At 53.7% G+C, this 26,280-nt stretch carries 27 protein-coding genes and 1 tRNA gene; 9 read left to right on the forward strand and 19 right to left on the reverse strand.

Features of this window, described 5'->3' with window-relative positions; genetic code table 11:
* Positions 1 to 108: 108 nt before the first annotated feature.
* Entirely contained in the window at positions 109 to 1,263 is a 1,155-nt protein-coding gene (locus ACI9KD_RS03690; protein ID WP_414979805.1) for an MFS transporter, read from the reverse strand.
* On the reverse strand, positions 1,264 to 2,145 hold the full coding sequence (aguB, locus tag ACI9KD_RS03695; protein WP_414979806.1) for an N-carbamoylputrescine amidase: 882 nt from the start codon (positions 2,143 to 2,145) through the stop codon (positions 1,264 to 1,266).
* A 154-nt stretch (positions 2,146 to 2,299) separates the two neighbouring features.
* Here aguB and ACI9KD_RS03700 point away from each other — a divergent pair, with 154 nt between their 5' ends.
* Together ACI9KD_RS03700 and ACI9KD_RS03705 are read left to right on the forward strand one after the other, a co-directional pair.
* Positions 2,300 to 3,307: an agmatine deiminase family protein gene (locus tag ACI9KD_RS03700; protein ID WP_414979807.1), complete on the forward strand. Its 1,008-nt coding sequence runs from the start codon at positions 2,300 to 2,302 to the stop codon at positions 3,305 to 3,307.
* A gap of 1 nt (position 3,308) precedes the next feature.
* Positions 3,309 to 3,857 carry a YaeQ family protein gene (locus ACI9KD_RS03705; protein ID WP_414979808.1) on the forward strand — a complete coding sequence of 183 codons (549 nt, stop codon included), beginning with the start codon at positions 3,309 to 3,311 and terminating at the stop codon, positions 3,855 to 3,857.
* Positions 3,858 to 3,880: 23 nt separating this feature from the next.
* On the opposite strand, the gene ACI9KD_RS03710 is transcribed toward ACI9KD_RS03705, so the two are convergent.
* The 6 genes from ACI9KD_RS03710 to ACI9KD_RS03735 all read right to left on the reverse strand — a co-directional run bounded on the left by ACI9KD_RS03710 (position 3,881) and on the right by ACI9KD_RS03735 (position 7,735).
* Positions 3,881 to 4,168: an STAS/SEC14 domain-containing protein gene (locus tag ACI9KD_RS03710; protein WP_414979809.1), complete on the reverse strand. Its 288-nt coding sequence runs from the start codon at positions 4,166 to 4,168 to the stop codon at positions 3,881 to 3,883.
* A 210-nt stretch (positions 4,169 to 4,378) separates the two neighbouring features.
* A tRNA-Thr gene (locus ACI9KD_RS03715) sits at positions 4,379 to 4,455 on the reverse strand.
* A gap of 217 nt (positions 4,456 to 4,672) precedes the next feature.
* Positions 4,673 to 6,157, reverse strand: a complete 1,485-nt coding sequence (locus ACI9KD_RS03720) for an acyl-CoA synthetase (protein WP_414979810.1) — start codon at positions 6,155 to 6,157, stop codon at positions 4,673 to 4,675.
* 58 nt (positions 6,158 to 6,215) lie between these two features.
* Positions 6,216 to 6,974, reverse strand: a complete 759-nt coding sequence (gene madM / locus ACI9KD_RS03725; protein ID WP_414979811.1) for a malonate transporter subunit MadM — start codon at positions 6,972 to 6,974, stop codon at positions 6,216 to 6,218.
* Entirely contained in the window at positions 6,974 to 7,363 is a 390-nt protein-coding gene (gene madL, locus ACI9KD_RS03730) for a malonate transporter subunit MadL (protein WP_414979812.1), read from the reverse strand. Before madL ends, madM begins: the two co-directional genes overlap by 1 nt.
* Before the next feature lie 90 nt (positions 7,364 to 7,453).
* Positions 7,454 to 7,735, reverse strand: coding sequence for a cation transporting ATPase C-terminal domain-containing protein (locus ACI9KD_RS03735; RefSeq protein WP_414979813.1), 282 nt, complete (start codon positions 7,733 to 7,735; stop codon positions 7,454 to 7,456).
* On the opposite strand from ACI9KD_RS03735, the gene ACI9KD_RS03740 reads away from it, so the two are divergent.
* Entirely contained in the window at positions 7,724 to 8,647 is a 924-nt protein-coding gene (locus tag ACI9KD_RS03740) for a hypothetical protein (RefSeq protein ID WP_414979814.1), read from the forward strand. The two genes, ACI9KD_RS03735 and ACI9KD_RS03740, sit on opposite strands and share 12 nt — an antisense overlap.
* A 151-nt stretch (positions 8,648 to 8,798) precedes the next feature.
* A complete protein-coding gene (locus ACI9KD_RS03745; RefSeq protein ID WP_414979815.1) occupies positions 8,799 to 9,086 on the forward strand; it encodes a hypothetical protein in 288 nt (95 codons plus the stop codon).
* Positions 9,087 to 9,155: 69 nt separating this feature from the next.
* On the opposite strand, the gene ACI9KD_RS03750 is transcribed toward ACI9KD_RS03745, so the two are convergent.
* Positions 9,156 to 10,169, reverse strand: a complete 1,014-nt coding sequence (locus ACI9KD_RS03750) for a haloalkane dehalogenase (RefSeq protein WP_414979816.1) — start codon at positions 10,167 to 10,169, stop codon at positions 9,156 to 9,158.
* Positions 10,170 to 10,342: 173 nt separating this feature from the next.
* Here ACI9KD_RS03750 and ACI9KD_RS03755 point away from each other — a divergent pair, with 173 nt between their 5' ends.
* Positions 10,343 to 11,413: an MBL fold metallo-hydrolase gene (locus tag ACI9KD_RS03755; protein WP_414979817.1), complete on the forward strand. Its 1,071-nt coding sequence runs from the start codon at positions 10,343 to 10,345 to the stop codon at positions 11,411 to 11,413.
* A gap of 34 nt (positions 11,414 to 11,447) precedes the next feature.
* On the opposite strand, the gene ACI9KD_RS03760 is transcribed toward ACI9KD_RS03755, so the two are convergent.
* The 5 genes from ACI9KD_RS03760 to ACI9KD_RS03780 form a co-directional block, all read right to left on the reverse strand.
* Positions 11,448 to 13,283, reverse strand: a complete 1,836-nt coding sequence (locus ACI9KD_RS03760; RefSeq protein WP_414979818.1) for an arylsulfatase — start codon at positions 13,281 to 13,283, stop codon at positions 11,448 to 11,450.
* A 5-nt stretch (positions 13,284 to 13,288) separates the two neighbouring features.
* Complete coding sequence (locus ACI9KD_RS03765; protein ID WP_414979819.1) at positions 13,289 to 13,666, reverse strand: hypothetical protein; 378 nt, start codon at positions 13,664 to 13,666, stop codon at positions 13,289 to 13,291.
* Between the two features lie 274 nt (positions 13,667 to 13,940).
* Positions 13,941 to 14,798: a type 1 glutamine amidotransferase domain-containing protein gene (locus tag ACI9KD_RS03770; protein WP_414979820.1), complete on the reverse strand. Its 858-nt coding sequence runs from the start codon at positions 14,796 to 14,798 to the stop codon at positions 13,941 to 13,943.
* A gap of 80 nt (positions 14,799 to 14,878) precedes the next feature.
* Positions 14,879 to 16,552, reverse strand: a complete 1,674-nt coding sequence (locus ACI9KD_RS03775) for a sulfatase (protein ID WP_414979821.1) — start codon at positions 16,550 to 16,552, stop codon at positions 14,879 to 14,881.
* A 493-nt stretch (positions 16,553 to 17,045) separates the two neighbouring features.
* A complete protein-coding gene (locus ACI9KD_RS03780) occupies positions 17,046 to 17,654 on the reverse strand; it encodes a TetR/AcrR family transcriptional regulator (RefSeq protein ID WP_414979822.1) in 609 nt (202 codons plus the stop codon).
* 434 nt (positions 17,655 to 18,088) lie between these two features.
* Between ACI9KD_RS03780 and ACI9KD_RS03785 the strand changes: the two genes are divergently transcribed.
* Both ACI9KD_RS03785 and ACI9KD_RS03790 read left to right on the forward strand, forming a co-directional pair.
* Positions 18,089 to 18,571, forward strand: coding sequence for an FKBP-type peptidyl-prolyl cis-trans isomerase (locus tag ACI9KD_RS03785; RefSeq protein ID WP_414979823.1), 483 nt, complete (start codon positions 18,089 to 18,091; stop codon positions 18,569 to 18,571).
* Positions 18,540 to 18,743, forward strand: coding sequence for a hypothetical protein (locus tag ACI9KD_RS03790; RefSeq protein ID WP_414979824.1), 204 nt, complete (start codon positions 18,540 to 18,542; stop codon positions 18,741 to 18,743). Before ACI9KD_RS03785 ends, ACI9KD_RS03790 begins: the two co-directional genes overlap by 32 nt.
* Here ACI9KD_RS03790 and ACI9KD_RS03795 read toward each other — a convergent pair whose 3' ends face one another.
* Complete coding sequence (locus ACI9KD_RS03795) at positions 18,744 to 19,523, reverse strand: transglutaminase-like domain-containing protein (protein ID WP_414979825.1); 780 nt, start codon at positions 19,521 to 19,523, stop codon at positions 18,744 to 18,746.
* A 202-nt stretch (positions 19,524 to 19,725) separates the two neighbouring features.
* Here ACI9KD_RS03795 and ACI9KD_RS03800 point away from each other — a divergent pair, with 202 nt between their 5' ends.
* Positions 19,726 to 19,962 (forward strand): hypothetical protein, encoded by a 237-nt coding sequence (locus ACI9KD_RS03800; protein WP_414979826.1) that lies wholly within the window; start codon positions 19,726 to 19,728, stop codon positions 19,960 to 19,962.
* A gap of 52 nt (positions 19,963 to 20,014) precedes the next feature.
* Here ACI9KD_RS03800 and ACI9KD_RS03805 read toward each other — a convergent pair whose 3' ends face one another.
* From ACI9KD_RS03805 to ACI9KD_RS03815, 3 genes are all read right to left on the reverse strand, one after another.
* The gene (locus ACI9KD_RS03805) at positions 20,015 to 21,793 is read right to left on the reverse strand and encodes a carboxylesterase/lipase family protein (RefSeq protein ID WP_414979827.1); all 1,779 of its coding nucleotides are present in this window, start codon (positions 21,791 to 21,793) and stop codon (positions 20,015 to 20,017) included.
* Entirely contained in the window at positions 21,790 to 23,532 is a 1,743-nt protein-coding gene (locus ACI9KD_RS03810; protein WP_414979828.1) for an isocitrate/isopropylmalate family dehydrogenase, read from the reverse strand. Before ACI9KD_RS03810 ends, ACI9KD_RS03805 begins: the two co-directional genes overlap by 4 nt.
* A 165-nt stretch (positions 23,533 to 23,697) precedes the next feature.
* Positions 23,698 to 24,855, reverse strand: coding sequence for an iron-containing alcohol dehydrogenase (locus tag ACI9KD_RS03815; RefSeq protein ID WP_414979829.1), 1,158 nt, complete (start codon positions 24,853 to 24,855; stop codon positions 23,698 to 23,700).
* A gap of 207 nt (positions 24,856 to 25,062) precedes the next feature.
* Here ACI9KD_RS03815 and ACI9KD_RS03820 point away from each other — a divergent pair, with 207 nt between their 5' ends.
* A complete protein-coding gene (locus tag ACI9KD_RS03820) occupies positions 25,063 to 25,611 on the forward strand; it encodes a DUF2058 domain-containing protein (protein WP_414979830.1) in 549 nt (182 codons plus the stop codon).
* 71 nt (positions 25,612 to 25,682) lie between these two features.
* On the opposite strand, the gene ACI9KD_RS03825 is transcribed toward ACI9KD_RS03820, so the two are convergent.
* Positions 25,683 to 26,075, reverse strand: a complete 393-nt coding sequence (locus tag ACI9KD_RS03825; protein ID WP_414979831.1) for a VOC family protein — start codon at positions 26,073 to 26,075, stop codon at positions 25,683 to 25,685.
* Positions 26,076 to 26,280 lie beyond the last annotated feature (205 nt).

Here is a 26,280-nt window from a genome sequence, read left to right on the forward strand (position 1 = left end):
GTGTCAGGGTTTACTAACGGGAGACGTGTATCGTGACGTAAGAGCGCTAGCGGTTCCACCAGAATCTGAGAATTCCCAGTAAAAACCAGCAGACACCGGTGTTCGCAGCTAATTGATTTGGCCCATACCTCGCCGTAGACCTAACAACAAGGCCAAGGCGATTGCCGCGGCTGCCAGCGTATACGCAGCGATCCCAACGGACAGTACACCCGAATAATTATCCGCTGATACCAGCATAGCCATTGCCGTGGGCCCTGCCCCAGCGCCCGCACCACTTGCGATGCCTCCGGCCGTAACCACCGCGCCTCCAGGGTCCATATCCGCGAGGATGGATTGAATATACGGTGTTGTGAAGGCCCAACTCGCGCTATGTACGCAGGTCCACAGAAAAAACTCACTGTAACTGTCTGCACGCATGAGCCCCGTCAAAGACGCCGCTCCAGTCGCAATGCCAAGGAATACTGGCAGACTATGACCAAAGCGAGAGCTCACAAATAGAATCGCAAAGGCCGCGGGCACACCAAGCAACGACGCAATGCCAAGCACCTGACCGATCTGCGCATCGCTATAACCGGCGAAAACAGCGATACGCTCCATGTAGGCGTCAGTACCCACATTACTACCTTCAAAAAAGAACAACGTAGCCAATCCACCGAGGGCCGGAATGGCCAGAAGCAGGCGCCACTCTTTACCGCGAATACTGACCCCCGCAGCCTCGGCGGCATCAGCAGGCAAGAAGCGTAAAAGTGTAAACGAACCCAAATTAAGGACGAAAAATCCCAGATACATCTGAGTGACGTTCATTTCTGGAAGCAGTGTCGGCAATCCCCAGAGACCCACCGCCGCCAACCCAAACTGCAGCATCATGAACATGCCGTAACAACGCTCGGAACGTGTTTGCCGCGCAAAGGCGCTCATTACCGATGCATAAACGGCTCCATCGCCTATGGAACCCGCTGTTCGACAGATATAAAAAAGACCATGATGCTCATAGAACAAGGCGGCGGCCAAATGGGATCCAGCCGCTAGACACACACCGGCGAGTGCGAGCCTGCGTAGCGGCAATCGATGCATATTCAAAGCGCAAACCAGCGCTACAACGACAGAACCAATCGCACCATAGCCAGCCGTAAGGCCTGCGTCACGATTTGTAAAACCGCCAAAGTCCACCAAAACACCAATGATGATGGGTCCGATGAGAATCGGGATTATCGACGTACAACCTAGAAGGGCCAGCCCCCATAAACGGGGCCCCGGAAGCATCTATCGATCGCCCGGAGAATAACGACAGATATCGGAGTACAGATCTGGCCTACGATCACGGAACAGGCCCCACTCGGTGCGATACACGTCGATTTCGTCGAGGTCAAAATCACTCACCAATACAGTTTCGCTTTCGGAGTCGGCACTTTGCAGCAGCGCACCGGTGTGATCAGTAATAAAGGAGTTTCCATAAAACGACATCATCAAGGATGAATCGGTAGTCGCCACCTCCTTTCCAATACGATTAGAAGCAACAACCGGGACCACATTTGCCGCCGCGTGTCCCTGCATAGTTCGCTGCCAGTGCCCACGGGAATCTAAGGTCGGATTCCCCGGCTCACTACCAATCGCCGTGGGGTAGAACAACAGCTCGGCGCCGTGCAGCGCCATGATGCGTGCGGCCTCAGGAAACCATTGGTCCCAGCAAATAGCGAGACCGACGCGGGCGTACCGCGTATTCCAAACCTGAAAGCCCGTATCCCCCGGTGAGAAGTAAGTCTTCTCTTGATATGCAATACCATTAGGAATGTGAGACTTTCGGTAATACCCCAATACGCTTCCATCTGCATCAATCATGCACACCGAGTTGAAGAAGCTGTTTCCAGCCCGCTCAAACCAACTAATAGGTAGTACCACCTGGAGCTCTGCCGCCAGGTTCTGAAAATGCTGTAGTAATGAATTGTCATCGCGCGAGCTCGCCAACTGCAGATGCTCGCCCTTCTGTTCGATACAGAAGTAAGGGGTTTCGAAGAGCTCCTGCAGCAGAACTATCTGGGCGCCCCCGGACTTCGCCGCGCGCACGAGCTGCGTTGCCCGATCAATGTTCTGAGATCGATCCCATGTACAGGCCATCTGTGTCGCAGCCACTGATACTGTTCTCATAGCCTGTTCCTTGTAAATCAAGAGCTTACTGTAAGAGTTTCACGCTCGTGACTTCAATCGATTTTACAGTGAACTCAAGATTTTCCCTTTGCCCGGGCTGTCACTCTGCTCTAACCTACCACCAAGCAACTATCGCTCGCCAACTAAGCCCCCTATGAAACACAGCCACCGTATGCCCGCCGAATGGACCGCTCACGATCGCTGCTGGATGGCGTGGCCTTGCCGTTCGGGCATGTGGAGCGAATCCGGAGGCACACAGCAGCACTACGCCGATGTAGCCCACGCTATACGGCGCTTCGAGCCCGTAACGATGCTCGTTCCACCACAGCTCATAGCCGAAGCAAAAAAATACCTTAGCAGCGACATCGAACTATTCGAAATACCCATTGATGACTCCTGGGCCCGCGATAGCGGACCTAGCTTTGTGCACGATGAGTCCGGAGCGCTTGCTGGTGTCTGCTTTGGCTTTAATGCCTGGGGTAATAAGTATCAGCCCTATGACCAAGACGCTCAAATGGCCGAACGCATATTGCAGCGTTGCGATGTACCCGCGCTACGGTCATCGCTGATTGCCGAAGGCGGTGGTCTTTGCGTGGATGGTGAAGGAACCTTACTCACAACCACGAGCTGCTTCCCCAACAAAAACCGCAATCCGAATTGGTCCCAAGACGCGATCGAGAGCGAACTCAAAACTCAACTAGGCGTAGACAAAGTCATCTGGTTGCCCGGGGACCCATTGGATGACGAAACGGATGGGCATATCGATGGAATTGCCGCATTCTCCAAACCCGGCAGCATCATTATCGAAGGCAGTAGCAATCCCCAGGATCCTCGAAAGCCTTTTTTTGACTCATTGCGCCGACAACTGGAAACAGAGACTGATGCTAAGGGGCGCCACTTTGAATTGCTAGAGTTGCCCGAGGCACCCGGTGACTGCGCCATCGGCGATCGATTCTGCTTGTCCTACGTGAATTTCTATCTCGCCAACGGCGCGGTCATTGCGCCAGCTTACGGTATAAGCCTGGACGATCAGGTGAAAGAACGCTTGCAGTCGTATTTTCCGCACCGCGAAATCGTACAGGTTCGCATCGATCACATCGCCGAGGGTGGCGGTGGCATCCATTGCATTACCCAACAGCAACCAGTCGTGGCGGCGCACTGAGATGGCAATCAAATCCACGGTCTTTAAGGTTAAGCTCAACGTTGCTGACCTGGATCGTAATGTATATGAAGACTTCGCATTAGCCGTCGCCCGCCATCCATCGGAAACCGACGCGCGCATGATGTTGCGGGTTGCGATGTTTGCTCTACACGCTCATGAGCACCTGCAGTTTGGCCGGGGCATCAGTACAGATGATGAGCCCGACCTGTGGATAAAGGATCTCACTGACGCCATTAAGTTATGGATTGAACTGGGAACGCCGGACCCGACCCGTCTGCGCAAGGCTAGCGGTCGTGCGCAAAAAGTCCTGCTGTACGCCTATGGTGAACGTGCGTTCAAAGTCTGGTGGAACAAAAATGCCGATGCCCTGGCTCGTTTTAACAATCTCTCTGTATACAGTGTGACTGACACTGAACTTGCGGCGCTTGGCGCATTGGCAGCGCCGGGGCTGGCACTGCAATGCACGATTTCTGACGGCGAGCTATGGTTAACCAGCGGCGATCAATCGGTGCAGGTAAAACCCGTCGCACTGCGACGTGCGGGTGAATAACAGTACACTAAGCTTTATGCGATTCAATCGGTCGTGTTTTGCGCAACCCAAGATTGTGCGTCAGCTAATCCCGGGTAGGGAAAATGTCTCACCTCGGCCGCCACAAAATGACTCGCAAGTTTCTCCGCTAAATCACCTATCGCGGAGTCCGTGACGAGTGCAACACGCGACAGCTTCTCATGGTGCTGCCTAACAAACTTGGTGTGCCTCACCAGAGCCCCAAAAGAATCCCAGCCCGGGAAATCCTCCGTCGCGATGATCAGCCCATTGAGGACGCCGTGCTCTGTAAGGTATGGGTCGATAACGCCCACAACCGCATCAAAGTCCGCCTCTGTCAGGCGATCTTACGGCTTAACGGTGGCCACACCAGTCTGATTGTTCAGATTCACTAGCAGCATGATTCTTCTACCGATACGTATCGTATCGTATCGTCTATGCGTCCTTTATCCTTATACTGTAGACCATACGCGCGCTGTGGTCTGTAAACCATGTCACCGGTACAGATACAGACCTCGTGGATTTGGTGCCGATGATAGGATTTGAACCTACGACCTGCGCATTACGAATGCGATGCTCTACCGAGCTGAGCTACATCGGCTAAAACGTTCAACTGAATTTCAGTGTCTTGGCGAAACACTCTCGATTCCATATGCTCCGTGAGCTTGGGCAAAAGCCAATGCTACGCACCCCTAGGTACCTGCTACCGCGGCAGCGAACCATCTGCAGGAACCTCGAGCCGTCGTCGAGGGCGCGCATTGTAGGACCGAGAAGCATGGCGCACAAGAATCGCCTCTCGAGCTGCGGTTGAGTGACACTTAACTCAACTCACGAAGTGCCGGCTTGGTGACTTTACCCATCGCATTCCTGGGAAGGCTCTCGACGATTTTGATCGCTTTCGGGATTTTGTAAGACGACATTTTACCGCTGCACCACTGCTTTAGGTTCAAATACTCTAACGCTGCACCTTCTTTGAGGCCGATAACCGCAAGGACAGACTCGCCCCAGGTTTCATCCTCTACCCCTAGCACTGCTACTTCAGCGATCGCTTCGTGGGTGAGGAGCACGGCCTCTATCTCCAGAGCCGAAAGCTTGTAGCCCCCAGACTTAATAATGTCGACGGAAGAGCGGCCCATGATGCGGTAGTAGCCATCGTCCAGCACCGCTACATCACCGGTAGCAAACCACCCATCAATAAAACTCGTTTTCGTGGCTGCTTCGTTACCCCAGTACTCGAGAAAAACACTATCGCCCTTTACGCGAATTTCCCCGGGAGATGCCTCCTCATCAATGGGTACGTTGTGCTCATCAAATAGTTTGATCTCAACGCCAGGCAAGGCCTGACCCACGTGCCCTGCGCGGCGCTCTCCTCTATAGGGGTTCGACAGGGCCATGCCGATTTCGGTCATTCCGTAACGCTCTAGCAGCACTTGCCCGGTTAACTCCTCCCAGCGGTGAAACAAGCTCTCGGGGCAGGCAGCAGAGCCCGAGACGTTCAAACGCATCGCCTTGAAGCCGGTGCAAACATCCGCAAGCGCGGTAGCATCAATCGTCTCAAAGTGGTGAATGAGCTTCACATAAATTGTCGGCACCGCCATAAACACGTTAAAAGTACCGGCAACAATCTGCTGGGTGATGCGGGGAATATCGAAGGATTTGTACAAGTGAACTGTAGCCCCTGCTGCGAGTGCGCAACTGAGAATGTTGATGATCCCGTGCACGTGGTGCAGCGGCAAAAACAAGGGGATCACATCGTTTGCGCTCCACTCCCAGGCATCCACCAATGCTTTCATTTGCGCATCAATAGTCTGGTGCGTACTAACCACGCCTTTGGGTTTACTCGTGGTGCCACTGGTAAACAAAATCATGGCCCGTCGTCCCGGCGCGATCTCTGGTAACTCAACAATGTCCTCACATAGAACATCAGTAACGCCAATCAACTCAATCTCTAACCCTGCACAAAGATCGACGAGGGACGCACGGTGCTCGGGACCGGCTATCAAGCGCGTGACTCCGGCACTGCCAAGGTAATGCTCTAACTCTGTTACCGCCGAGGCCACATTCAAAGGAACAGCGATGCCCCCCGCGCGCCACACGCCGTGCATAGCGGCCACATAGTCCATGCTAGCGGGCAAGAAAAAGGCAACTCGCTCCTCGGCTAAATCGCTGCTCGCGCCGAGTAAACCGCTAGCAAGGCAGTTAGCACGGTGGTTTAGCTCGCCGTAACTAAAGACCAAGTCACCTTCGACTAACGCTATTTTGAGATTGTCATCACATAAATCAGGAAAAGAGAGTAGGGGCATAGTTTAACGATCTCTATACGAGTCTAATAATTTCACGGTGCATCGTGACCGCGTTTCTCTAAAAAAAAGCACTGACGGCAAAGAACAATAATGAAGGCCCCAACAGGCAACCAATACCGGTATAGAAGGTTGCCGTCATTGCACCATAAGGAACCAGCGTTGGATCCGTGGCCGCCAAACCTGCCGCAACACCACTGGTGGTTCCCATTAAACCGCCGAACACCATGGCAGACTGTGGATTATCCAAGCCAATAGACTTGGCCACGAAGGGTGTTCCCACCATCACCAGAATAGACTTAATCAATCCCGTGGCAACACTCAATGTTATTACCCCATCTGATGCGCCAATGGCCTCGCCTGTCACCGGCCCAACAATATAGGTCACCGCACCTGCGCCAATGGTAGTGATCGACACCGGGTCGGTGTATCCAAACAGCACGGCGACAACAGCACCCACAAAGAACGACACAATGACACCGGCAAAAATCGAAACAATTGCCGCAAGGCCAGCTTTTTTTAACTCACTAAGCTGCACACCAAAAGCGGTGGCTACAATGGCAAAGTCCCGCATCATGCCGCCGCCCAACAAGCCAATCCCTCCTAGTAACCAGATATCGGCTGCACCAGATTGGCCGCCGCTGGTAACGCCGCCCCAATAGGCAACGAGCAAGCCAATAGCAATGGCTATCGCAGATCCGTGAATACGCCCTGCGGTAAGCCTATCTGACAGAAAATACGACACCCACATCACCAGACCAATGAAGGCAAAAGCAGCAATCAAATTGTTACGCAGAAAAACCGTTTCGATGACGTCCATCAGGAGTCAACACTCTTACTGGTCTTTGCTTGGGAGGCGTTGCCGATTCGGCTAAGTATCGGCACCAGTGCAAAGGACACTACCACCGCTGTTACCCCTGCGACCAAGGCAAGCACCCCACCATCCACAGCCGCCGCCACGTTTTGCTTGGCGGCCATCGCTACCACTATGGGAATATACATGGCGCTCCAGAACTGAATCCCTGATCCGGCAGCGCCCGAGGTCAACGATTTAAACGGCTTCGAACTGCTGGCCAACACCAGCAGAAGCATGGCAATACCAACCCCACCTACATTAGCGCTGACACCGAGCACTTCACCCAGCAGCTGTCCAGTGAGCATCCCTACTAGTAGGCAGATTGAAAGGAGAGCAACGCCATAGATGATCATAGTTTTTTAGTCTTTAGGAATGAGTGCACAGGGCTTAGTAAGCCGCTTCATTATACTTCTGATGGCTACACTATAAATCAGTAAGACTGGCTAGGCCTGCCTCAGACTCCCAAAGATCACTCGTAGCGTCTTGTCACTTTTAATGGCGATGAAGCTAGGCAAAAAAAATAGCAGGATTACGGGCCACCATTCGTTGGGGAACGGTGCCGTACGAAACAAGACTGCGGCCTCCGGCACAAGTGTAGGAACAAACCTTATCAATATGCTCAGCGCGATACCGCCCAGAAGCCATGGGTTACTAAAGAGGCTAAAACTAAACACCGAACGGTGGACCGATCTTGCGCTGATCAGATAACCAAAGTGCGCCGGCAAAATACCCCAAAAAGCGGCGGTCTGCGCCTGGGTCAGAAGCAGCGCGTCAATGACGACACCGGCATCATTCGCCGCCGCGACGATTGTTGCGAAGTTATCGTCCTGCTCACCGTCCTCGCAGGTGAACTGAACACCGTGGCTGTTGTAGTCACCATCGCATTCTTACTGACCTACGGCATGGTCAACCTCGCGACATTTTACGAGGCTCATGCCAATAGCCCCTCCTTTCGACCAACGCTGCGCGCTTACAACAAATGGGCATCTCTGGCCGGCGTTGTCGCCTGTGCTATCGCCATACTCGCCATTGAACCGGCCGCTGGACTCACTAAAGGCATTGTCGCCGCTGTCCTGTACAGCCTGATCGCCCACCGTAACGACACACCCGTGCACTGGACTGTCAGCATAGCTGCATCGCACTTCACCCGAGCAGCAGACTTACTGCTACGGCTCGAGGCGCGCGAACCGCTGCAACACCCCCGGGATTGGCGCGCTCAGATTCTATCCGCACTTCCTACTACCCCTATCGCACAACCCCGTTTGCTGCGATTGACGGAGGCGCTCAGGGGAGAAAGTGCCACTGTCACGGGACTACGATTTCTTGCAGAAAAACTGGAGCCCCAGGAGCGGCGAACAATTGAGGACGGCATCCGGACCAGTGCTAGAGAGTCGGGACTGGGCATATTCCCGCTTGCAGTAGGCGGTATCACTTCCGCTTCGGCCTTTAGCACCATATTTCAGTCTCAGGGACTTGGTCACCTTCGACCCAATACCTTGCTTATGGATACAGGCGCTGCTGCAGCGCTTTCTCTGCACAGCATGATAATGACAGCAATACGCAACAACATCAGCGTAATCGCGGCCACCCTGAAAGGTCCGGAAGGGGTGACAGAGACCAGCACGGTGGATATCTAGTGAGGTGAACTGCGCACCAGTGAGCTTATGCTCCTGCTCGCCTATTTCGATAGCCAAAGTGGCAGCGGCCGCAGGCTGACGCTGCGTGTACACGCACAGCGTCAACACAAAGGGCACGAGCGTACCGTAAGCACATCTGCGAGAGTTTTTGGTGGATGCCCGAATAAAAGCCGAGCTATGTCTGCATGGCGTGATTGACGCGGATGTCATAAAGCAGGAGCTCGCAACAGCGCACTGCACTTTTATTCCGATGAAAACCAGCGGCCCGCAGGAAACTAATATTACCGACTATCTTGGCTCTGCCCTGAATGCGCCGCAGTTTGCCCATGCGAACGTGCTGTTTTGTATGGCCCTGGAGGAAATCGAACTGGATGCGGATCAAGACGTCGCCAACGCCATGGACACGACAACAGTCAGTGCCGCAGATCATACCCTCTGACGAGGGCTCCGGAGGGACAGGAATTCGAAGATACGCTGCAACGCCCAAGCAGCCATAGATCACAGAAGCTCAGAGCGGATTGTTACGCATCAACGTCATCGTCACATCGGCCAACTGCTCAGGAGCCTGTTCCTGGAGAAAGTGTCCGGCGCCGGCAATCGTGACATGCGGCTGCCCCTGCGCACCGGGTACGGATTGCTGAAAGCGAACCTCGGCACCGGCCGTTATTGGGTCAGAATCAGAAAATGCGGTTAGCAGGGGCTTAGTCCATTGCTCAAATACCGACCATGCGGCCCGATTAGCCTCTGTTGCCGGGTTGTCTGGTCGTATGGGCACGAGAGTTGGAAACTGCCGCGCGCCAGAAAGGTAAGACTCATCAGGAAACGGCGCTGCGTAAGCCGCTTTTTCTTCTTCAGACAAAGAAAGCATCAACACCATCACCTCCTCTGGGCGAAACCCTTCGGACTCAGCGCAGAATTTTTGCCAATGCATGAACTTCATGCTCGATTCATCGCCACCCATTCCCATCGCCATCTCAAGTGCATTGGCGTGCACAGGCACGGACTGGTAATACGCCTCCATGGCATCGCAAATTTCTATCACGTCCGCGTCGGCGATACCCTTGGAATCAGGCAGGCCGGTGTTTGCCACCACTATCCGGGAAAAACGGTCACCGTTTTCCGCCGCGACACGCAAGCCAATGAGGCCACCCCAATCCTGACAGAACAGAGTAATGCCACTCAGATCAAGTGCGTCGAGAAAGGATTTGATCCATGCCACATGATTGGCATAAGTATAGTCCTCGCGCTGTGTAGGCTTATCTGACTTCCCGAAACCAATCAGGTCGGGTGCAATCACGCGATAACCACCACCGACCAACAGCGGAATCATTTTGCGGTACAGATAGGACCAACTGGGTTGACCATGCATCAGCAACACCACTTGCCCATCCAAAGGCCCCTCATCGAGATAGTGCATACGGAGCTCACTGCCATCCCCGGCAGGAATCATCCGAAAGTTCGGCGCAAACGGATAGTCAGGGAGATTCTCGAAGCGCTCGGCGGGAGTTCGCAAAAAGTCCATCAATTGGTCCCTCTTAAGTCTAGGATTGCTTCAGCGCAGTGACGCTAAATTTTATTGACATAAATAATGTCATTATGTGACTCTGCCTGTCAAACGTATAGCAAACGCGCCCACGCTGTGCGAAGTTGGAAGCGATTCTCAACGGCTGAAGTTGAGCTAACAGTGGAGACACCGTGAAAAAACCACTCGTCATACTATCTGTCATTGCACTGGTCGGTGTCGGGGCATACCTGCAACGCGCGGCCATCGCCGAACGGGTCATGGCTAAAGGACTCCAGACTCGACTAGGTACCAACATAGTCGACAGCTTTGCCGACGGTCTGCATTTGACCCTCTGTGGTGCTGGCGGGCCCTTGCCAGCGCCCAATGCATCGGGACCCTGTGTCGCAGTCGTCGCGGGCAAACGTCTGTTTGTTGTCGATGCAGGGACTGACGGAGTCCGCAATCTGGGCCGTATGGGGTATGCAGCCGGCTCCATTGAGGCGGTTTTTCTCACCCACTTCCACTCCGACCATATCGACGGTTTGGGCGAGCTGGCCACCATACGCTGGGTCAGCGCCGGGAACACCGAAGCCTTGCCGGTATACGGCCCCAGCGGCGTCAGCCGGGTTGTGGACGGCTTTAACTTAGCCTACGCGCAGGACGAAGAATATCGCCACGCCCATCATGGCGACAGCGTGGCGCCTTTAAGCGGGGCTGGGATGATGGCAAAGCCCTTCGCTGCACCGGCCATAGGAACTCTCACAACATTGATTGATGAGGGCGACCTGAAGATAGAAGCCCTGGCGGTAAACCACGCACCCATTAAACCAGCCGTCGGCTATCGATTTACCTACAAGGACCGCTCACTGCTGATAAGCGGCGACACAACAAAGCAGGACAACATTCAGCAGTTCTCGCAGGGAGTAGACCTGCTGGTACACGAGGCGCTGGCTCCCAATCTGGTCAATATGATGCACGAAGCCGCCGTAGAAACAGGCAACACAGTATTAGCCAAGATTACACATGATATTTTGGACTACCACACCAGCCCTGCAGAAGCGGCCGAGACGGCGCGCGACGCAAAAGTGGGCCACCTGCTCTACTATCACATCGTGCCGCCGATCGTTTTTCCCGGTCAGGAAACGCTGTTTCTCAATGGCGCAGATGATGTTTTTTCGGACTATACCGTTGGCCGGGACGGTACAACGTTCTCCCTGCCCGCAGGCTCAAAAGACATTATTCATAGCCGTAAGAGCCTATAACGAGAGCGAATCCTAGTCGCTGCCGCCCGGCCACTCAGCGTCGGTAGCGCAAACGATAGACAATAAGAAACGGCAACAGCACCACCAGCGACAGCAAGGCCAGGAGAATCTGTCGACCAAATCGATCCTGCAAGCCGTTGATGGCGACCTGTCGTCGATCGTTATAGTTCGACGATACGGGCAGCACGCCATTATCCTTTACATAGCTTTGATACAGGCTCAGCATGTGCTGAAAACGTGTGGGCATCTTACCGGCCAGATCCTGTGTTTCGCCGGGATCCGTAACGATGTTGAACAGGTGCCACTGATTGTCACCCAAGGGACCGCGATTAATGACGATCTTGTAGTCACCCTGAAAAAGCGCGGCGTTACCGGCCAGCTCGTAGCCTATCGCCTCGTGGTCGGCATGCACACGCCCAACGTCGCCGCGCAGCAGGGGCAAAAGAGTCCGTCCGATCATGGGCTCAACGAGGCGACCGCCGTAGCGACTTCCCGGTAGAGCTGTTCCCGTCAGCTCCAAAACAGTCGGTGCGATGTCAGTCACGTAGGCAAATGCTTTAGAAAAACCCGGTTTTTGATCTATCCCAGCGCCAGCTACGATGAGCGGCACACGCATACCGCCCTCACCCGAATAAAACTTATAGAAGGCCAAGGGTGATACAGAAGCACTGCTAAAACTCGGTGGCAAACTGTTGAAACTCCCTTTTAAACCCAAGGTGTCGTACTCGTTGGTGTACCCCTGTCGAGCCAGCACAAAGCGCGTCGCCGCATTGTCCGGATCAACTGAGCCGCTGGCTTCGCTGCCATTATCCGACGTAAAAATAAACACAGTATTGTCGTACTGTCCGTTCGCTTTGAGGTGCTTCACCAAGCGACCCAAGTGGTGGTCCATCGCCTCGACCATAGCGGCGTACACAGCCATGCGCTTTGCCTGATAGCGTTTTTCGGCCTGTGAAAGTTCATCCCAGTCTTCAGTGGTGGACATAGTCACCATAGTCGACTCCGCCGGGATCACCCCCAGATCCTTAGCCCGCTCGTGCCGCTCGTGCCGCAAAACCTCCCAGCCTTGGTCATAGACGCCCATATAGCGATCGATAAATTCTTGGGGTGCCTGCACCGGCATATGCACCGCCTGAAATGGGACATAGGCAAAGAACGGCTGCTCATCGTCCGCATTGCTGTCAATAAACTCAATGGTCTTATCGATGAGAAAGCGCGAGGAATAAAAGTTCTCGGGTAAACTGAACGCTTGCCCATCCGCAAACCAATTGGCCTTCTCGTAGATAGGCAGGTAGGGCTTTTGCTCCCAATTGTCCGCGCCAGAATCAGCCATGGACACCGTGCGCTCGAAGCCTCTGCTATAGGGCAAAAGATCCGGCGTCATACCCAAGTGCCACTTCCCCGCCATATAGGTGTGATAGCCGGAATCCTGCAGAAGAGAAGCGATCGTCACGACGTTGCGGCCAAGGACCCCCTGATAATGGGCCTGCTGCCGCTGATCCGGGGGAATCATTTCTGGGATATTGGGTACCCCTGCCCGGTGACTATCCACACCCGTCAACAGCATGGCGCGAGAAGGCGCACAACTGGCAGCTGTATGGTAATTGCTAAAGCTAACACCGGCGGCGGCCAGGGCAGACAAGGTCGGTGTGTTGATCTCGCCACCGTAAGGGGCCAGATCGCTAAATCCTAAATCGTCCGCCAAAATTAATACGACATTGGGTCGGGTGGGTGACGCCTTTGCGGGCTGAAGCAACGCCTCCTCTATTGCTGACCCGACATCCCCCGCCAAACCAGGCTGGCAAAAAAACATCAAGGCTAAGGTCCCAAGCGCAATCTGCGTGAGGCCGCGTGATCTGCGCAGTGGCACTTTAACTACTCCCGTTCTGTCAGCGTGCGTGAAGCAAACAGCAGCAGGCAGGTGACTATGAGCTCCACAGCGATCATTTCTATCGCCAGAGTCGCATCATGAATCAACCAGGCCAGAAGACGACCCAGTACAGTAAAACTGAGCAGCATGATCGCCGGGTAATACCAGACACGCTGCGCGGTGATAAGCGCTATGAGAATCAACATACCCAGAGTCAAGAAAAAGCTGGATAGATCGCCGATCTGGGAACTGCGACCCAGACCGTCGAGTAAAGGCATGCCAAACTGTGCAGCAGCTGTCGATGGATCGACCAACCAGCGAAGGCCAATCACAACAAAAAGAACTCCGGGTAGTGCCACTAGCAGGCGTAAAACGCTTTTCATCAAAGTCTCCGTGGCAATGCTTATTATTGGCATATACTATGCCACCATATTTAGATCGAATACATGAGCAAATCGTGCCGGTAATTGACAAGATATTCCCTCTCCAAGCCAACAACAACCATCAGGGCAGCCCCATCTCTTTCGATGTCTTGCTTGCCAACCCCCCCCCTACTGGCGTTGGCAGCCATCATGTTTCTGCTATCCCTAAGATCTCGCAAGGACGTAGACACGCCCGGTGAATCCCGACAGTAACTCTCCAATATCTGCTTACCTACTACTTCCGATCTGCGATAATCGCCATCATTCTTTGAGCAGTCTCATGACCTGAATTCTGGTTCTGCCCGGTAACAAAGCGCCGCTCATCATCGACCACCACATGCGTCGCAAAGAAGTCTCGGAAGGCCGTTTGACTCTCATAGATAGCTCCGGCTTTTCGCAGCTCCGTTTCCGGGTGCTGCGGGGTGATTGCAATACCCAGCTCTTTCACTTGCTTGTCTGAAACACCGGTCATTCGTCGACCTGCAACCAGAGCATTACCTTCAACATCCTTGGCATTAATCAACCCTAGAACACCGTGACATACACCACCAATTACCGGCGTCTTCTGCGCGTAATACGCCTGGGATATCTTCTTCGCTAACACGGGTGAGTAGCCAAGGTCATAAGCCGCTCCCCAGCCGCCCGCCATAAAGATAATGTCGTATTCACTGAAGTCCACATCGTCTATGCGCAAAGAGTTTTTTACCTTGGCCTGCAAAACCTGGTCCTGCAAAAAGCGCTCGTCCTCGGGCGTTTTGATCATATACATCAGCGTCTGAGGGTCCACGGGTATCTCACCACCTTTCACACTGGCGACATCAACCGTCATACCGGCATCCAGAAAGTTGTAATAAGGATGCGTCATTTCTGAAGCCATCACCCCCGAGGGCTTGCCCTCGGTTTCGCCAGGGGCGGACAACACGCCGTGGCTAGTGGTAATCACCAACGCACGCTTGGCCGGAGAGAGCTGTACTTTTTCGCCAGTGTATTCGGGATGCAGCCCCGCCTTGTGCAAGATAGTGGGCAGCGCCATGGCAAATATGCCGGCCAGAGCGACCACCGTCGCCAGGGCTACCCATAGTTTTTTATTCATAGTCACGGGACTCCTCTAATGTGATGCATTGGGTGGCGTCATCGCTTGTGCAGATTTTCCTTGGGGCACCGGCGCGCGCACTAGTTAGGCCAATAAATATACTCATCGCCCTCTTTGAAAGTATCGGCCAGTGTCTTATCGATCGCTACTGGCAACTCGGCAACGAAGGGATACAGCGGTGCTCGAGCAGAGACCTGATGCTTATCCAGCAGAATTGTGAGTTCCGCCAACCTCTCGGGCTCCGAGTCAGCCAAGTTGCGCCGCTCGCTTGGGTCTTCGGCCAAATTGTACAGCCAGCTCTTCGCAGGACTGTCTGAAACCTGTAGTTTCCATGCGCCGTGGCGCACTGCGCGATAATAACCGCTCTGCCAGTACAAGGTTTCGCGAGACCACGTTTCAGCGCCATCTCCCGTCGCAAGCGGCAGAAGATTCAGCCCATCAATAGGGACACCCTGAGGGCTATCTGCGTGTGCCGCAGCTGCCATGGTTGGCATCATATCGATATGCGCGACCGGCACCTTTACCACGGTTCCAGCAGAGATGCGCGCGGGCCATTTGACCAGCATTGGCACCCGTAAGCCTCCCTCGAAGTTCGTGAGCTTCCAACCACGATAGGGCGCATTAATTTCCGGTAGGCCGACGTATCCTGCCCCGCCATTGTCACTGCTAAACATCAGCAGAGTGTTCTCAGCCAGTCCTTGCTCTTCGAGTGTCGCCATTATTCGACCAACGCTTCGATCCAAGGCGCGAATCATTGCGGCATACACCCGGAGACGATGGGGCTTGATATCGCCCACAGCGTCGTAGTCTTCACGGGTTGCCTGCAAAGGGGTATGGGCACCCCAGTGAGCCAGGTAGAGAAAAAACGGACGGTTGCGGTTCGCCTTGATCACATTGATTGACTCATCGGTCCAGTAGTCAGTGAGGTAGCCACCGGGCTGAAAGCGATCATCACCCCCGTTATTGTATGAGGCTGCGTAGTTCAGACGGGCCCACAGAAACTGGTCGATAGGATCAAAATCCAAACGGGCATTAACGACATTGGGATCGTCTTCCGGCAAGTAAAGCCCACTGGCCATCAATAAGCTCTCGTCAAAACCCTGGTCATTCGGCGTCGAGCCCTTTGTCCTACCCAGGTGCCACTTACCAATATGCGCGGTGTGATAGCCCTTGTCCCTAAGGACTTCTGCAACGGTAATCTCATCACCGGGCAAACCCTGCAGTTCGTAGGGCAATGCCGCATCGTTCGCGACTTCGTTGAAACGCCCAGGCGGCAGACCATTGCTCAGGCTGCGCGAGACCATTGAAATCATTGGCCCCATACCCGCAGGTGTTGGCGTGAACTCGAAGCCCGTGCGAGTCGGGTAACGACCGGTCATGATCATGGCACGCGAAGGCGCACAGGTAGCGTTTCCCGCGTAAGCCTGATCAAAAACCGCTCCCTGAGCCGCGAGCTGATCAATATGAGGCGTTTGCACCCGACCTCCCGCAACACCGCCACCGAAAGTGGAGATATCGTTGATTCCCAGGTCGTCTGCGAGGATCAAAATAATGTTCGGCGGACGATCAGCTGTCGCTTCGACCGGCACCGGCGGCCCCGGCTCCCAGACGATGACGCGGTTTGGGCCGACTACATACTCCGCTTCGGACTTGTATTTAATCAGAGCCAGCATCAGGTCGATGCGATTAAGCCAGGCAATACCAACGCCGACGAACATTACACTGACAACAGTGATTGCTACTCTCTTTAGCACGCGGACCACCCCTGTAAGACGGCAAGAAAACATCCAACATCTTGCATGGCTTAATAATTGGCATACATAATGACATTATATTCGCGGCGAGGGCAACAGCTGTTAGCAAATCACTTTGGCTCGTCCCAGTTGGGCTTCATGCAACGCTCTTAAGCTGACACACCGACTTTGGTGGCCCTTGAGCGACATGCTTGCCTCCGTTTATGCGGCTCTTGATGTCTTGGGCATCGATGGCGCTGGGAGCTGACGTGATGGCACTTTTTTAAGATATCGCAGCTGACTTAGCGTCATGAAGTTCACCACCAACCCAGACCTGAAGAGTCGAGACGAACTCAAGCTGGCAGCACTGGAAGAACCATCCCTAGCGCATAGAAGTCACGCTTTGTTTGGGTGACTTACGGCTGCTACCTAGCTTAGGCTTACTGAATACTAAAGATTTGTTGGATATAGCCCTGTTCGGACGGCGACGATACTGATCCGCCAAGCAACAGCACTACTGCGGCATCAAACGGGTCAACATACTCACGACCACTTCTATAGATTGCTTCTTGCTTAGGCCTTGCTGATTGCGCAGCCGAAGCCACATCTCAGCAGACGCCACTGCATCAACCGCCTCTCGGTCAGCAACGCCCAGGCTCTTAAGCTCGGGAAGCCAATCCTGAAGATCCTTGCGAAGACTACGCTGATAATGTGCGTATCTCTTACGCAGCATCTCATAGCGCCAGCTCTGGGCAGCCGTAGTCATAATGATGTTCTTTTGGTCCTCATATCCAGCGGCCCGACGCTCAACGGCGTGTAGAACCCTCTCAGCCAAGGACCCTTCGCGGTCCCCGCCTATAAACAAGGCTTTTACATGCTCCCTTCCCTGCGCATCAACGGCCTCAAACAAGGATTCCATGTCAGTAAAATGCCGAAAGAATGAGCGGATGCCCACACCAGCGCGCTCTGAAATTTGCTGAGCCGTGGGCACCAAAACGCCCCCCTCAATCAGCGCGCGGCTCGCCTTAATAATAGCGTAGCGACTCCGCTCACTACGCTTACGGCGACCATCCGTCGAGGATTCCGAGGGAGCAACTTTGGTTTTTTTTGCACTCGTATTCAAAAATGGTCCGTTTTACTTGTTGCTCGGTGGTTTGTGGATTTTAACATAAGCCACTGTGTTAGCAGCCCTAAGGCCTCACATCCCCAGGTGTGACAAACTTCAAGCCGAGCGCTCATTGTAAGCCAGACACTAGGTGAGCATTGGTGACACTGATTCGCTACCACTGCGATGCCTTAGTCACTAGATCCAAGGACATAGATACGCTGAATGGGTCTTCGGTGTAATCCGCAAAGGGCGCGCAATCGCTAAACCCAAAACTTCGGTATAGAGCGCGCGCCGGTTCGAAGAAGTCCATAGATCATCACGTCGTATTTCCATTCTTCAGCCTCCTGGCGGGTCGAATAAGCCAAGCACAGCAAACGGTGCAGCGACAGCTTGCTTGAAACGCCCTTTTCCACTCTAATCGTTTTTTTGTTTTGGAACGACGCACTGATATGAACATCGAACGCGATACCGTAGTCACTTTTCATTACACCCTTCTCAACGCAGAGAATGAGCAACTAGAGACCTCTCGCGATGGCGAGCCAAGCGTCTACCTCCATGGCGCAAACAACATCATGCCCGGTCTGGAAAAAAGCATGCTAGGCAAAACAGAAGGCGATGTTTTTACTGCGAGTCTCGATGCGGCAGACGCCTACGGCGAGCGTGATCCGCAGCGGCAGCAACGAATCCCGGTAAAGCATCTAGTATACAAAGGTCGTTTACGCCCGGGCATGGTCGTTCAGGTGAGCACAGAACAGGGGCAACGTCCGGCCACAGTCATCAAAGTGGGTAAGTTCAGCGCAGACCTGGATACCAATCACCCTCTTGCAGGACAGAATCTTGTCTTTGATATAGAGGTCCTGGATGTTCGAGAGGCATCCAGCGAAGAGGTGGCCCACCGTCATGTTCACGGAACTGGTGGACATCAACACTAAGCCAACCATGTTGACGGCCGGCTACTGCGCGATACGCGCACTTGCGATGAAGGTCATGTGCCTCGTTTTCGTGGGCGAGATGACATTGCTGAGGGAATATCAAAACTGGCTGAAAGCGTTCGTTGAGCAGGAAACCCTGGCCAAAATCCAGTTCGATCACCCGCGACGCTAACTACTTAAGGATACTGACTTGTACCGATTGCTTCTGGAACATGATCGGTCCAAAGCTGGAAAGAAAAGACACCTCTGCCGCATCAAGCCCAATTCCAATTCTGGCAATCTGATTTGAGGCAGCCATACCCGTAGCATCAACAAGATGCCAGGTGTGGTCCAGATACACTTCCGCGACAGCATGAAAGTCCTGGGGCGTAACAAAGGGCGCATAGGCGCTCACGAATCGCGCCGGTATCGATGAAGCACGAGCTAAGGCGATCAGAACATGAGCGAAATCTCGGCATACACCTTGACGATGCACAAAAGTATCCACCGCGGTAGTCTGACCATTACTCGCTTCCGACGAATAACGGAAGTGCCCAAAAATCCAATCCCGAATACGCACAATCCGCTCACCACCGCCGCTATCGCCGAATTCTGATTCCACAAAGCTCTGCAACTCATCGGATTGGCAGTAGCGCGAAGGCATAAGATAGCGAAGAGCATCGTTGGGAAGTCGATGGGGAGGAACGGCAGGCAGTGGCGCGATATCGAGCAACGGTCGATCAAGTTCAATGCAAGCACTATAATTGCACTCAAAGTCCTTTTCTATGTGCAGAAGTCGACGCTCACCAAAGCGCTCCTCACCCAGTACTGACGAGCTATACAAGGAATCACTTAAAAGTATTTCTTCACTCATCACCCGCTGATCAGCAAAGCTAGGCACAGTGATCTGCAGAATGATGTCTGTCTCTGCCTGTACTGCATAGTGCAAATGAACATCGATCTGAAGTATCAAGTGTTCCATTCCTCATCGGGTAAAACGCCGCTGTCCTGAGTATGGCGCTTATCGCATCCTACGGCGAACACTCATTTGGGCAAGCTGTTCTACTACTGGAGTACGCGAATCATCCACATAGTGGTCTATAGACAACAACGTGAATACTAAGTCGCGAACACGTATTCTTATTCCAACTCTTCTTTTTTAAATGGAACGAGCTATGAATGTCAGCCATCAAATTAACTACTTTGAATTTCCCGCAAGAGATATTGCCGCGACGAAACAGTTCTTTGCCGATGTATTTGCATGGACCTTTGAAGACTTTGGTCCTGACTACACATCTTTCTCAGACCAGGGCTTGGACGGGGGCTTTTCCACATCGGAGTTCGCATCGCGGTCTGGTCAGACGCCGACGAGTAGAAACCAGAGTTTCGATCTGCAATCTCTCCCCACCTAGGGGAGAGATTATTGAAAGAATGCGCCGTCAGGCAATACCCAAAGCAATCACGCTAGAACAAATCTGGCGAACCATATTCCTTGGTCAACGCTGCACGTGTTGCCGCTTTCTCTTTAGGGACATCCAACATAGCGCAACGACCGTCCTGCCAGCTCTCGTAATCGCTGTAAGCTGCATCGCCGACGGTCGTAAGCAACTCCCACACGAGCATGCAGGTCTCGGTGTCATTAAGCCGTGATGGCGTATTGGCGATCTCAGTCAGTAGACCATCAAGGCCAGGACTATCCTGAACCAACTGAGGGCTTTCATCACCAGAGTCCAACACCATGACCTCAAGCGACGCCGCTTGGAATTGCGGCCAGGCAATGCCATCCACGCTGCCCGGAGAACCTGTTCGTGCGAACTGTCCCCAAGCCGTCATCATGATATCGGTCATCGCTTGTGCTGAGTCCGTGTCGGGGTACATGTACTCCCCCACAGATCCATACATAGGCGCGCCCATGACAAAGGCAATTTCACTGCCATGCGCTGCGCCCAGTACTTCTGAAAACGGTACAAACCAATTGTCGGCCTGCTCGTCCCAGTCAAATCTGTAAGCATAGAGATCTTGATACCCTGCAGACTCTAAGCTTAAGAGCGGCGCATCTACCCCACGAGCCTTCCAACCGCGTCCTCGCTGACTAACCCAGTACTCAAACAACTCAGGATCACGCACTCTAACTTTGGGCGGCAGCACCCCAAACAATGAATCGGCATCAACAAAGTAGCGGCTCAGGCCCAGCCATAAACTCACTTCATCCCGGTTTGAGCCTGCCATGACAGGCACATTTTTGGCGTAGCGCGAGTCTCCTAGCGCAGCAATCAAGCCTTCCCGTGGGATCACCTGACCGTCGTTGACGATCAAGGGCTCTGCATGATCTTTGTAGATCGCGAAATACTCACCCAGCAACACCTCGGCTGAAGTGGCGCGAAGCTCGGCTGCGGTGACGCTCGCGTTCTGCATGCCCAGGTTGGCCACCACTTCCCAAGAGCCTCGGCTGAGCTGTGGGTATTCTTTTTCTTCGTTGTAGGCCTGCTGTGGCGAATAGCTTTGCAGCGTCGGCGATTGGGCAATCGCTTTGTGGAATAAGCCGGCTGAAAGTGGCGATGCCAACATACTGTAAACGTTTCGGCCGCCTGCGCTCTCCCCAAAAATCGTCACATTGCCAGGATCACCGCCGAAGACCCTAATATTCCGCTGCGTCCACTCAAGCGCAGCGATGATGTCTAATGTACCGAAGTTGCCACTGGCATTCAGATCTCCGGCAGACTCCTTCAATGCCGGATGGGTAAACCATCCCAGGGGACCAAGACGGTAGTTGATGGTAACTACCACGACCTTCTCTTTTGCGGCCAGGGCTGAAAAATCATAGGGTCCTTTGTGGCCAGAGGTGTTTGCCCCACCGTGAATCCAAAACATAACGGGATAACTCTGGCTGGCGTAGTCAGCCGGGGCTGCAACGTCGAGATAGAGGCAGTCCTCGCTTCCGACAATACCTCCCGTCACGATTCCCGACGTCTCCCCAGCTTCCTGGGGACACAAAATCGGGGTCTCTGCGGGTATCAACTTTTCTTCGCTGGCCGCCAATCGCTGTGGCGCGCGCCAGCGCAGGTCCGCGATCGGCGGCTGTGCATAAGGCACATCCAGCCACCGCACTACCGGATGCTCACTGGCAAATCCAACCACTCTCCCGCTCTCGGTGGATACGAGCGTTTCCTCAAGTTCCTGCGCAGGGGGTGCTGAGCAAGCGATCAACACCGCACTCAGAAAACCCAGAGTAAGCAGTCTCATGACGTGGTCAAATTACCTTCGATTGCGTCGAGGAAACCGTACATATCAACTACGGTTTCGGATTCTGGCGCCAGAGTTTTACCCTTGAGATCACCCGTGATGGTGCCCTGCGCCACGGTTTCGATAAGCGCTGCTTTAAGCTTCTCAGCATACTCAGCCAGAGACGCATTAGTCTCTCGCCGAGCAAGCTCTTCCAAGGCGCTCGCGATGGCAAAGATCAGTGCAGAGGAATTGAAGTTGGCCTCTTTACCGTCGGTTTCCAGATATCGTACATAGAGATCATGAGCGGTACCGTGAGGCGCCTCAAACAGCAAGGTCCCGTCCTTGCTCTTAATCACAGAACTGGCCGTCGCAAGACTGCCACCGAGCGCAGCCGAGATATCCGAGAAAATATCGCCATCCAAATTCTGCGCCGGATACAGACCCCAACGCGGCGGATCACAGATCATTTTGCTCAACTGCCGTGACGGACGCATGATCATGAATGATGGTGGTGGTGTATCCAGTGCGGCGAGTTCTTTACGAATCTCCAGGATAATTGAGCTGTAGACCTCATCGTAGTTAACAAACTCGCGCTTCAGACCAAAGTACACTTCCTTCTTGTAAAGCGCCGCATCACGAAAGACCTGGGTGACCCAGTCCTTGATGGACTCACGGTCGTTAGACATAAACAGGATAGGGTCGTTGCTCTTCACGGTCCGAGCGTGCTTTTCCTCCCCATCCATGATCACTTTGATGATCCCATCTTCCGGTGCGGGCGTGTTGTAACTGCCGTATTGATCACCGCCGCCGGCGCTCATTCTGGATATGGAGACATTCGCCTTGCGCTCGGGCAGGCCGTAATGCTTCAGCTGCTGGACAAGTTTGTACAGCTTCATACCACTGACATTGTCTGGCACACCCCACAGCGCCCGCTCCGGTGGGTTGGAGACAATACGTGCTGCCTGTGCATCGATAAGCTCGTAGTGATATTTAAGGCCTAAGGCCTCGACCTTTTTGCGGTAGTCGCTGACATAGATCTCCTCGATGGCAGCGCGCATCACGCCGTCATATCCCGGCACAACCGTGTCCTTTAGGCCCAGGTAGATGTCGCGCCGCTCATCAAGCGCGCGCTGAAAGAAGCGATGCGCCCAGGCTTTGACGTCTTCCAAGCTGTTGGTCGCCAACATCCACGGGTCGCCCTTCTTAAGCGTTCGACGGTGCATTTCTACGGGATCGCCGCTGCTACCAACAAACATGACTTTGGCAACGCCTGTCGCGTCAGACAATTCGCTATAGCTAAAGTCCAGACCGCCGCTGTCCATGGTGTCTACTTCAATGTCGCGATTGACCCAGTCAGGACGGATGCTCGTGAGATTGCGAAACTCGATATCTTCACGAGTAATGTTGCCACCAATGCCTTTGCGAATAGCGCCATTGGGCGATTTGGTGGCAAGCTTATCGAGCGCTGCTTCTTCGACCTCGGGGAACTTGACCAACATCTCATCGAGCTGACTGCGATTCACGGTCATGCCCGCATTCTTTACGCCGATGCCGTGTTCCTTGAGCGCATCAATAGCTTCCAGCACTACCTGGCCATTACTGGTTAGGCGCCGCTCCGCTGACAAATCCACTTCCACCAACTCAATGTCGAGCCTAGAGGTGACAAATTGCTCCAAGATTCGCTCAAAAGCGATCTGAGCCATTTCGTCACCGTGCAAAATCACTAACGGTTTTTCGACTTTAATCCTATCGCCCACGTTCAAACTCCCAATGGCTTGGATGGCCGCGGTAAATCACCGCGCACGCAAAGGCGCAATTCTAAGCTATGGCTGCTGCCGGACACCACTTACTACACACGCTTTAGAGAGATTTGTTGACACTAAGCAACCCTGCTTTACGTAGGGTCTATGCCCCCAAGATACTCACCAGAGCTGTCGATAGATTTCGACAATCTCATCTTTGCTGGGCACACGAGGGTTATTCCCCGGAGAGCCCGACGCCAAAGCCTGCTCGGCCATCAGCTCCAGGTTTGACAAGAAATGCTCACGATCGATACCAAATTCTTCGGCTGTGGGCACGTTCAGCTCACGATTCAGCGCGTAAAGCTCGCTCATCAGTTTTGTATTGGCGGTGTCATCATCATCCTCTGACGCCGCCACGCCCATGGCCCGAGCACACTGTGCATAACGCTGTTGGCAGGCTGAAATAGAAAATTCGGTCACCGCGGGCAACAACATAGCGTTAGAGAGCCCGTGAGGCACATGATAGAGCGCGCCAATAGGCCGACTCATACCGTGAACCAAGGCTACAGACGCGTTAGAAAACGCCACCCCGGCCAAGGTCGATCCCAACATCATAGCCTCCCGCGCCTCCCGATCACCCCCATCATGAAAGACACGACGTAGATTGGGCCCCAGGAGACGCATCGCGGCAATAGCCTGTGTGTCGCTATAGGGGCTCGCCTTCTTACTGACATAGGCTTCCATAGCGTGAGTTAATGCGTCGATTCCCGTATCTGCGGTCGTGCGTGGGGGCAGGCTAAGCGTCAACTCATAGTCCACCAGAGCCACCGTGGGCATGAAGGCAATGCCAGCACAGAGCATTTTTTCGTCATTCGATTCATCGGTAATAATCGTGAATCGGGTCGCTTCCGAGCCCGTTCCGGCAGTTGTTGGAATTGCGATGATGGGCAGGCCTGGCTCTGTGACCACGCGAGGAAACTTGTAATCTCGCATGACACCACCGTATTTACCCAAAATGCCGATCGCCTTGGCGCTGTCTATGGGGCTGCCCCCACCCAAGGCAATAATACAGTCGTAGTTCCCGTCCCGAACCGCGGTAACCCCCGCCTCTATCGAAACCACGGTAGGCTCAGGCACGGTGTCATCAAACACGTCTGACGATATCGCCTGCTCGGCAAGACTCTCCTGAATCCGGGCTACGTAACCTAAAGTCACCATCATTTTGTCAGTGACGATAAGCGGGCGCTGGCACTCCAATTCTTTGACAATTCTACCCACCATCTGACTGGCGCCTGCGCCAATCTGAAGTACGCGAGGAAGGATAATCTGTGCCGACATCGTTGGTCCCTGATCTACTTACACAAAACTGTGTGGCGAGGACTCATCAAACGATGTCCCACGCTAAAGCCCGCAATCTTACTATTTCACGAGCAGCTGCGATGCGGATTACGCAGGATATTTGTAAAACACGGCTACTGCCGGTATTTTCCTCAGGGCGCTGCCGCGACTTACCCATGTGCAACGCGCCCTCAAAAGGAGACTAGTATGGCTGGATCTCTACAGGATCAGCTGCTCAACGCGGGACTGAGCGACGCTAAAAAAGCAAAAAGGCTCGATAAAGAAAAGCGCAAGCAACAACGCACTGCGCACAAGTCCCGTACCGAGGTCGTCGATGAGGTAAAGCTTGCGGCACAACAGGCGCGCGAAGACAAAGTCACTCGCGATCGGGAGCTGAATGGGGCGCTCAATGCCCAAGCCAATCTCAAAGCTATCGAAGCGCAGATCCTGCAGTTAATCGAGAAAAACAAGCTGGATCGTCGCGGTGGTGAGATTGGGTTCAACTTCACCTTTGAACAAAAAATCAAGAAACTCTATGTCTCAAGTCTGCAGCAAAAGCTTCTAGCCGCTGGCAAGGTTGCTATTGCTCAGATCGCTGACCGCTTCGAAATCATTCCTGTGGAGGTCGCCAACAAGATCGCCGAACGTGATGCTCAGCGTGTGATCTATTGTGCTCAGGACACCGGTGAAGTTTTAGAGGCTGAAGAGCGCGACTGGTACAAGGATTACGAGATTCCCGACGATCTCATGTGGTGATTGGCAAGCCGATTGAAGCGCGCCGGGGTTGCCTGCGACTTCAATCGACTCCACGCAAATCAGCTTAACGCTTAGTTAGGGCGATGGATTCCGCAGATTTTGTGACCATCCGGATCCAGGAAGTAACACAAGTGCATCACGCCCATGGTGCCGTCCCGGGGGCCGGGTGGATCCTCTACCGCAGTCGCACCGTTCGCAATAGCAACCTCGTGAAGCTCTACTATTTGCTCTGGAGACGTGCAGAGAAATCCAATAGTCGAACCATTAGCCGTGGTCACCGGCTCACCATTAATCGGCTCGCTAATCCCAAAGGTGGTGCCGTCGTGGATATAAAACAGACGTTTCTGTCCAGTCCCATTGGTGTGCTCTACAGGTTCTCGAGCGCCCAACACGCCAAGTACGGCGTTATAAAAGCGTTTTGTTTCTTCAATATTGCTCGACCCGATCATTAAGTGATTCAGCATTACATTGGCCTTATTTAGTGTTGGAGCAAAGCTCTCAAGGTGTCGTTAAAGTGGGTTGTTTAGCGCTTTCTCTTGCCAGGTATCAATAGACTACCGCGGTCCGGCGACGACGACAGTGGATCATGCCAGTGTAGATCGGCCACGGCTACTACAGCCAAACCGAGGAGACAAAACCCTGCTTAAGCAAACTCAATTGTTAATTTTA

Source organism: Congregibacter sp. (genome assembly GCF_047617445.1).
GTDB lineage: Bacteria > Pseudomonadota > Gammaproteobacteria > Pseudomonadales > Halieaceae > Congregibacter.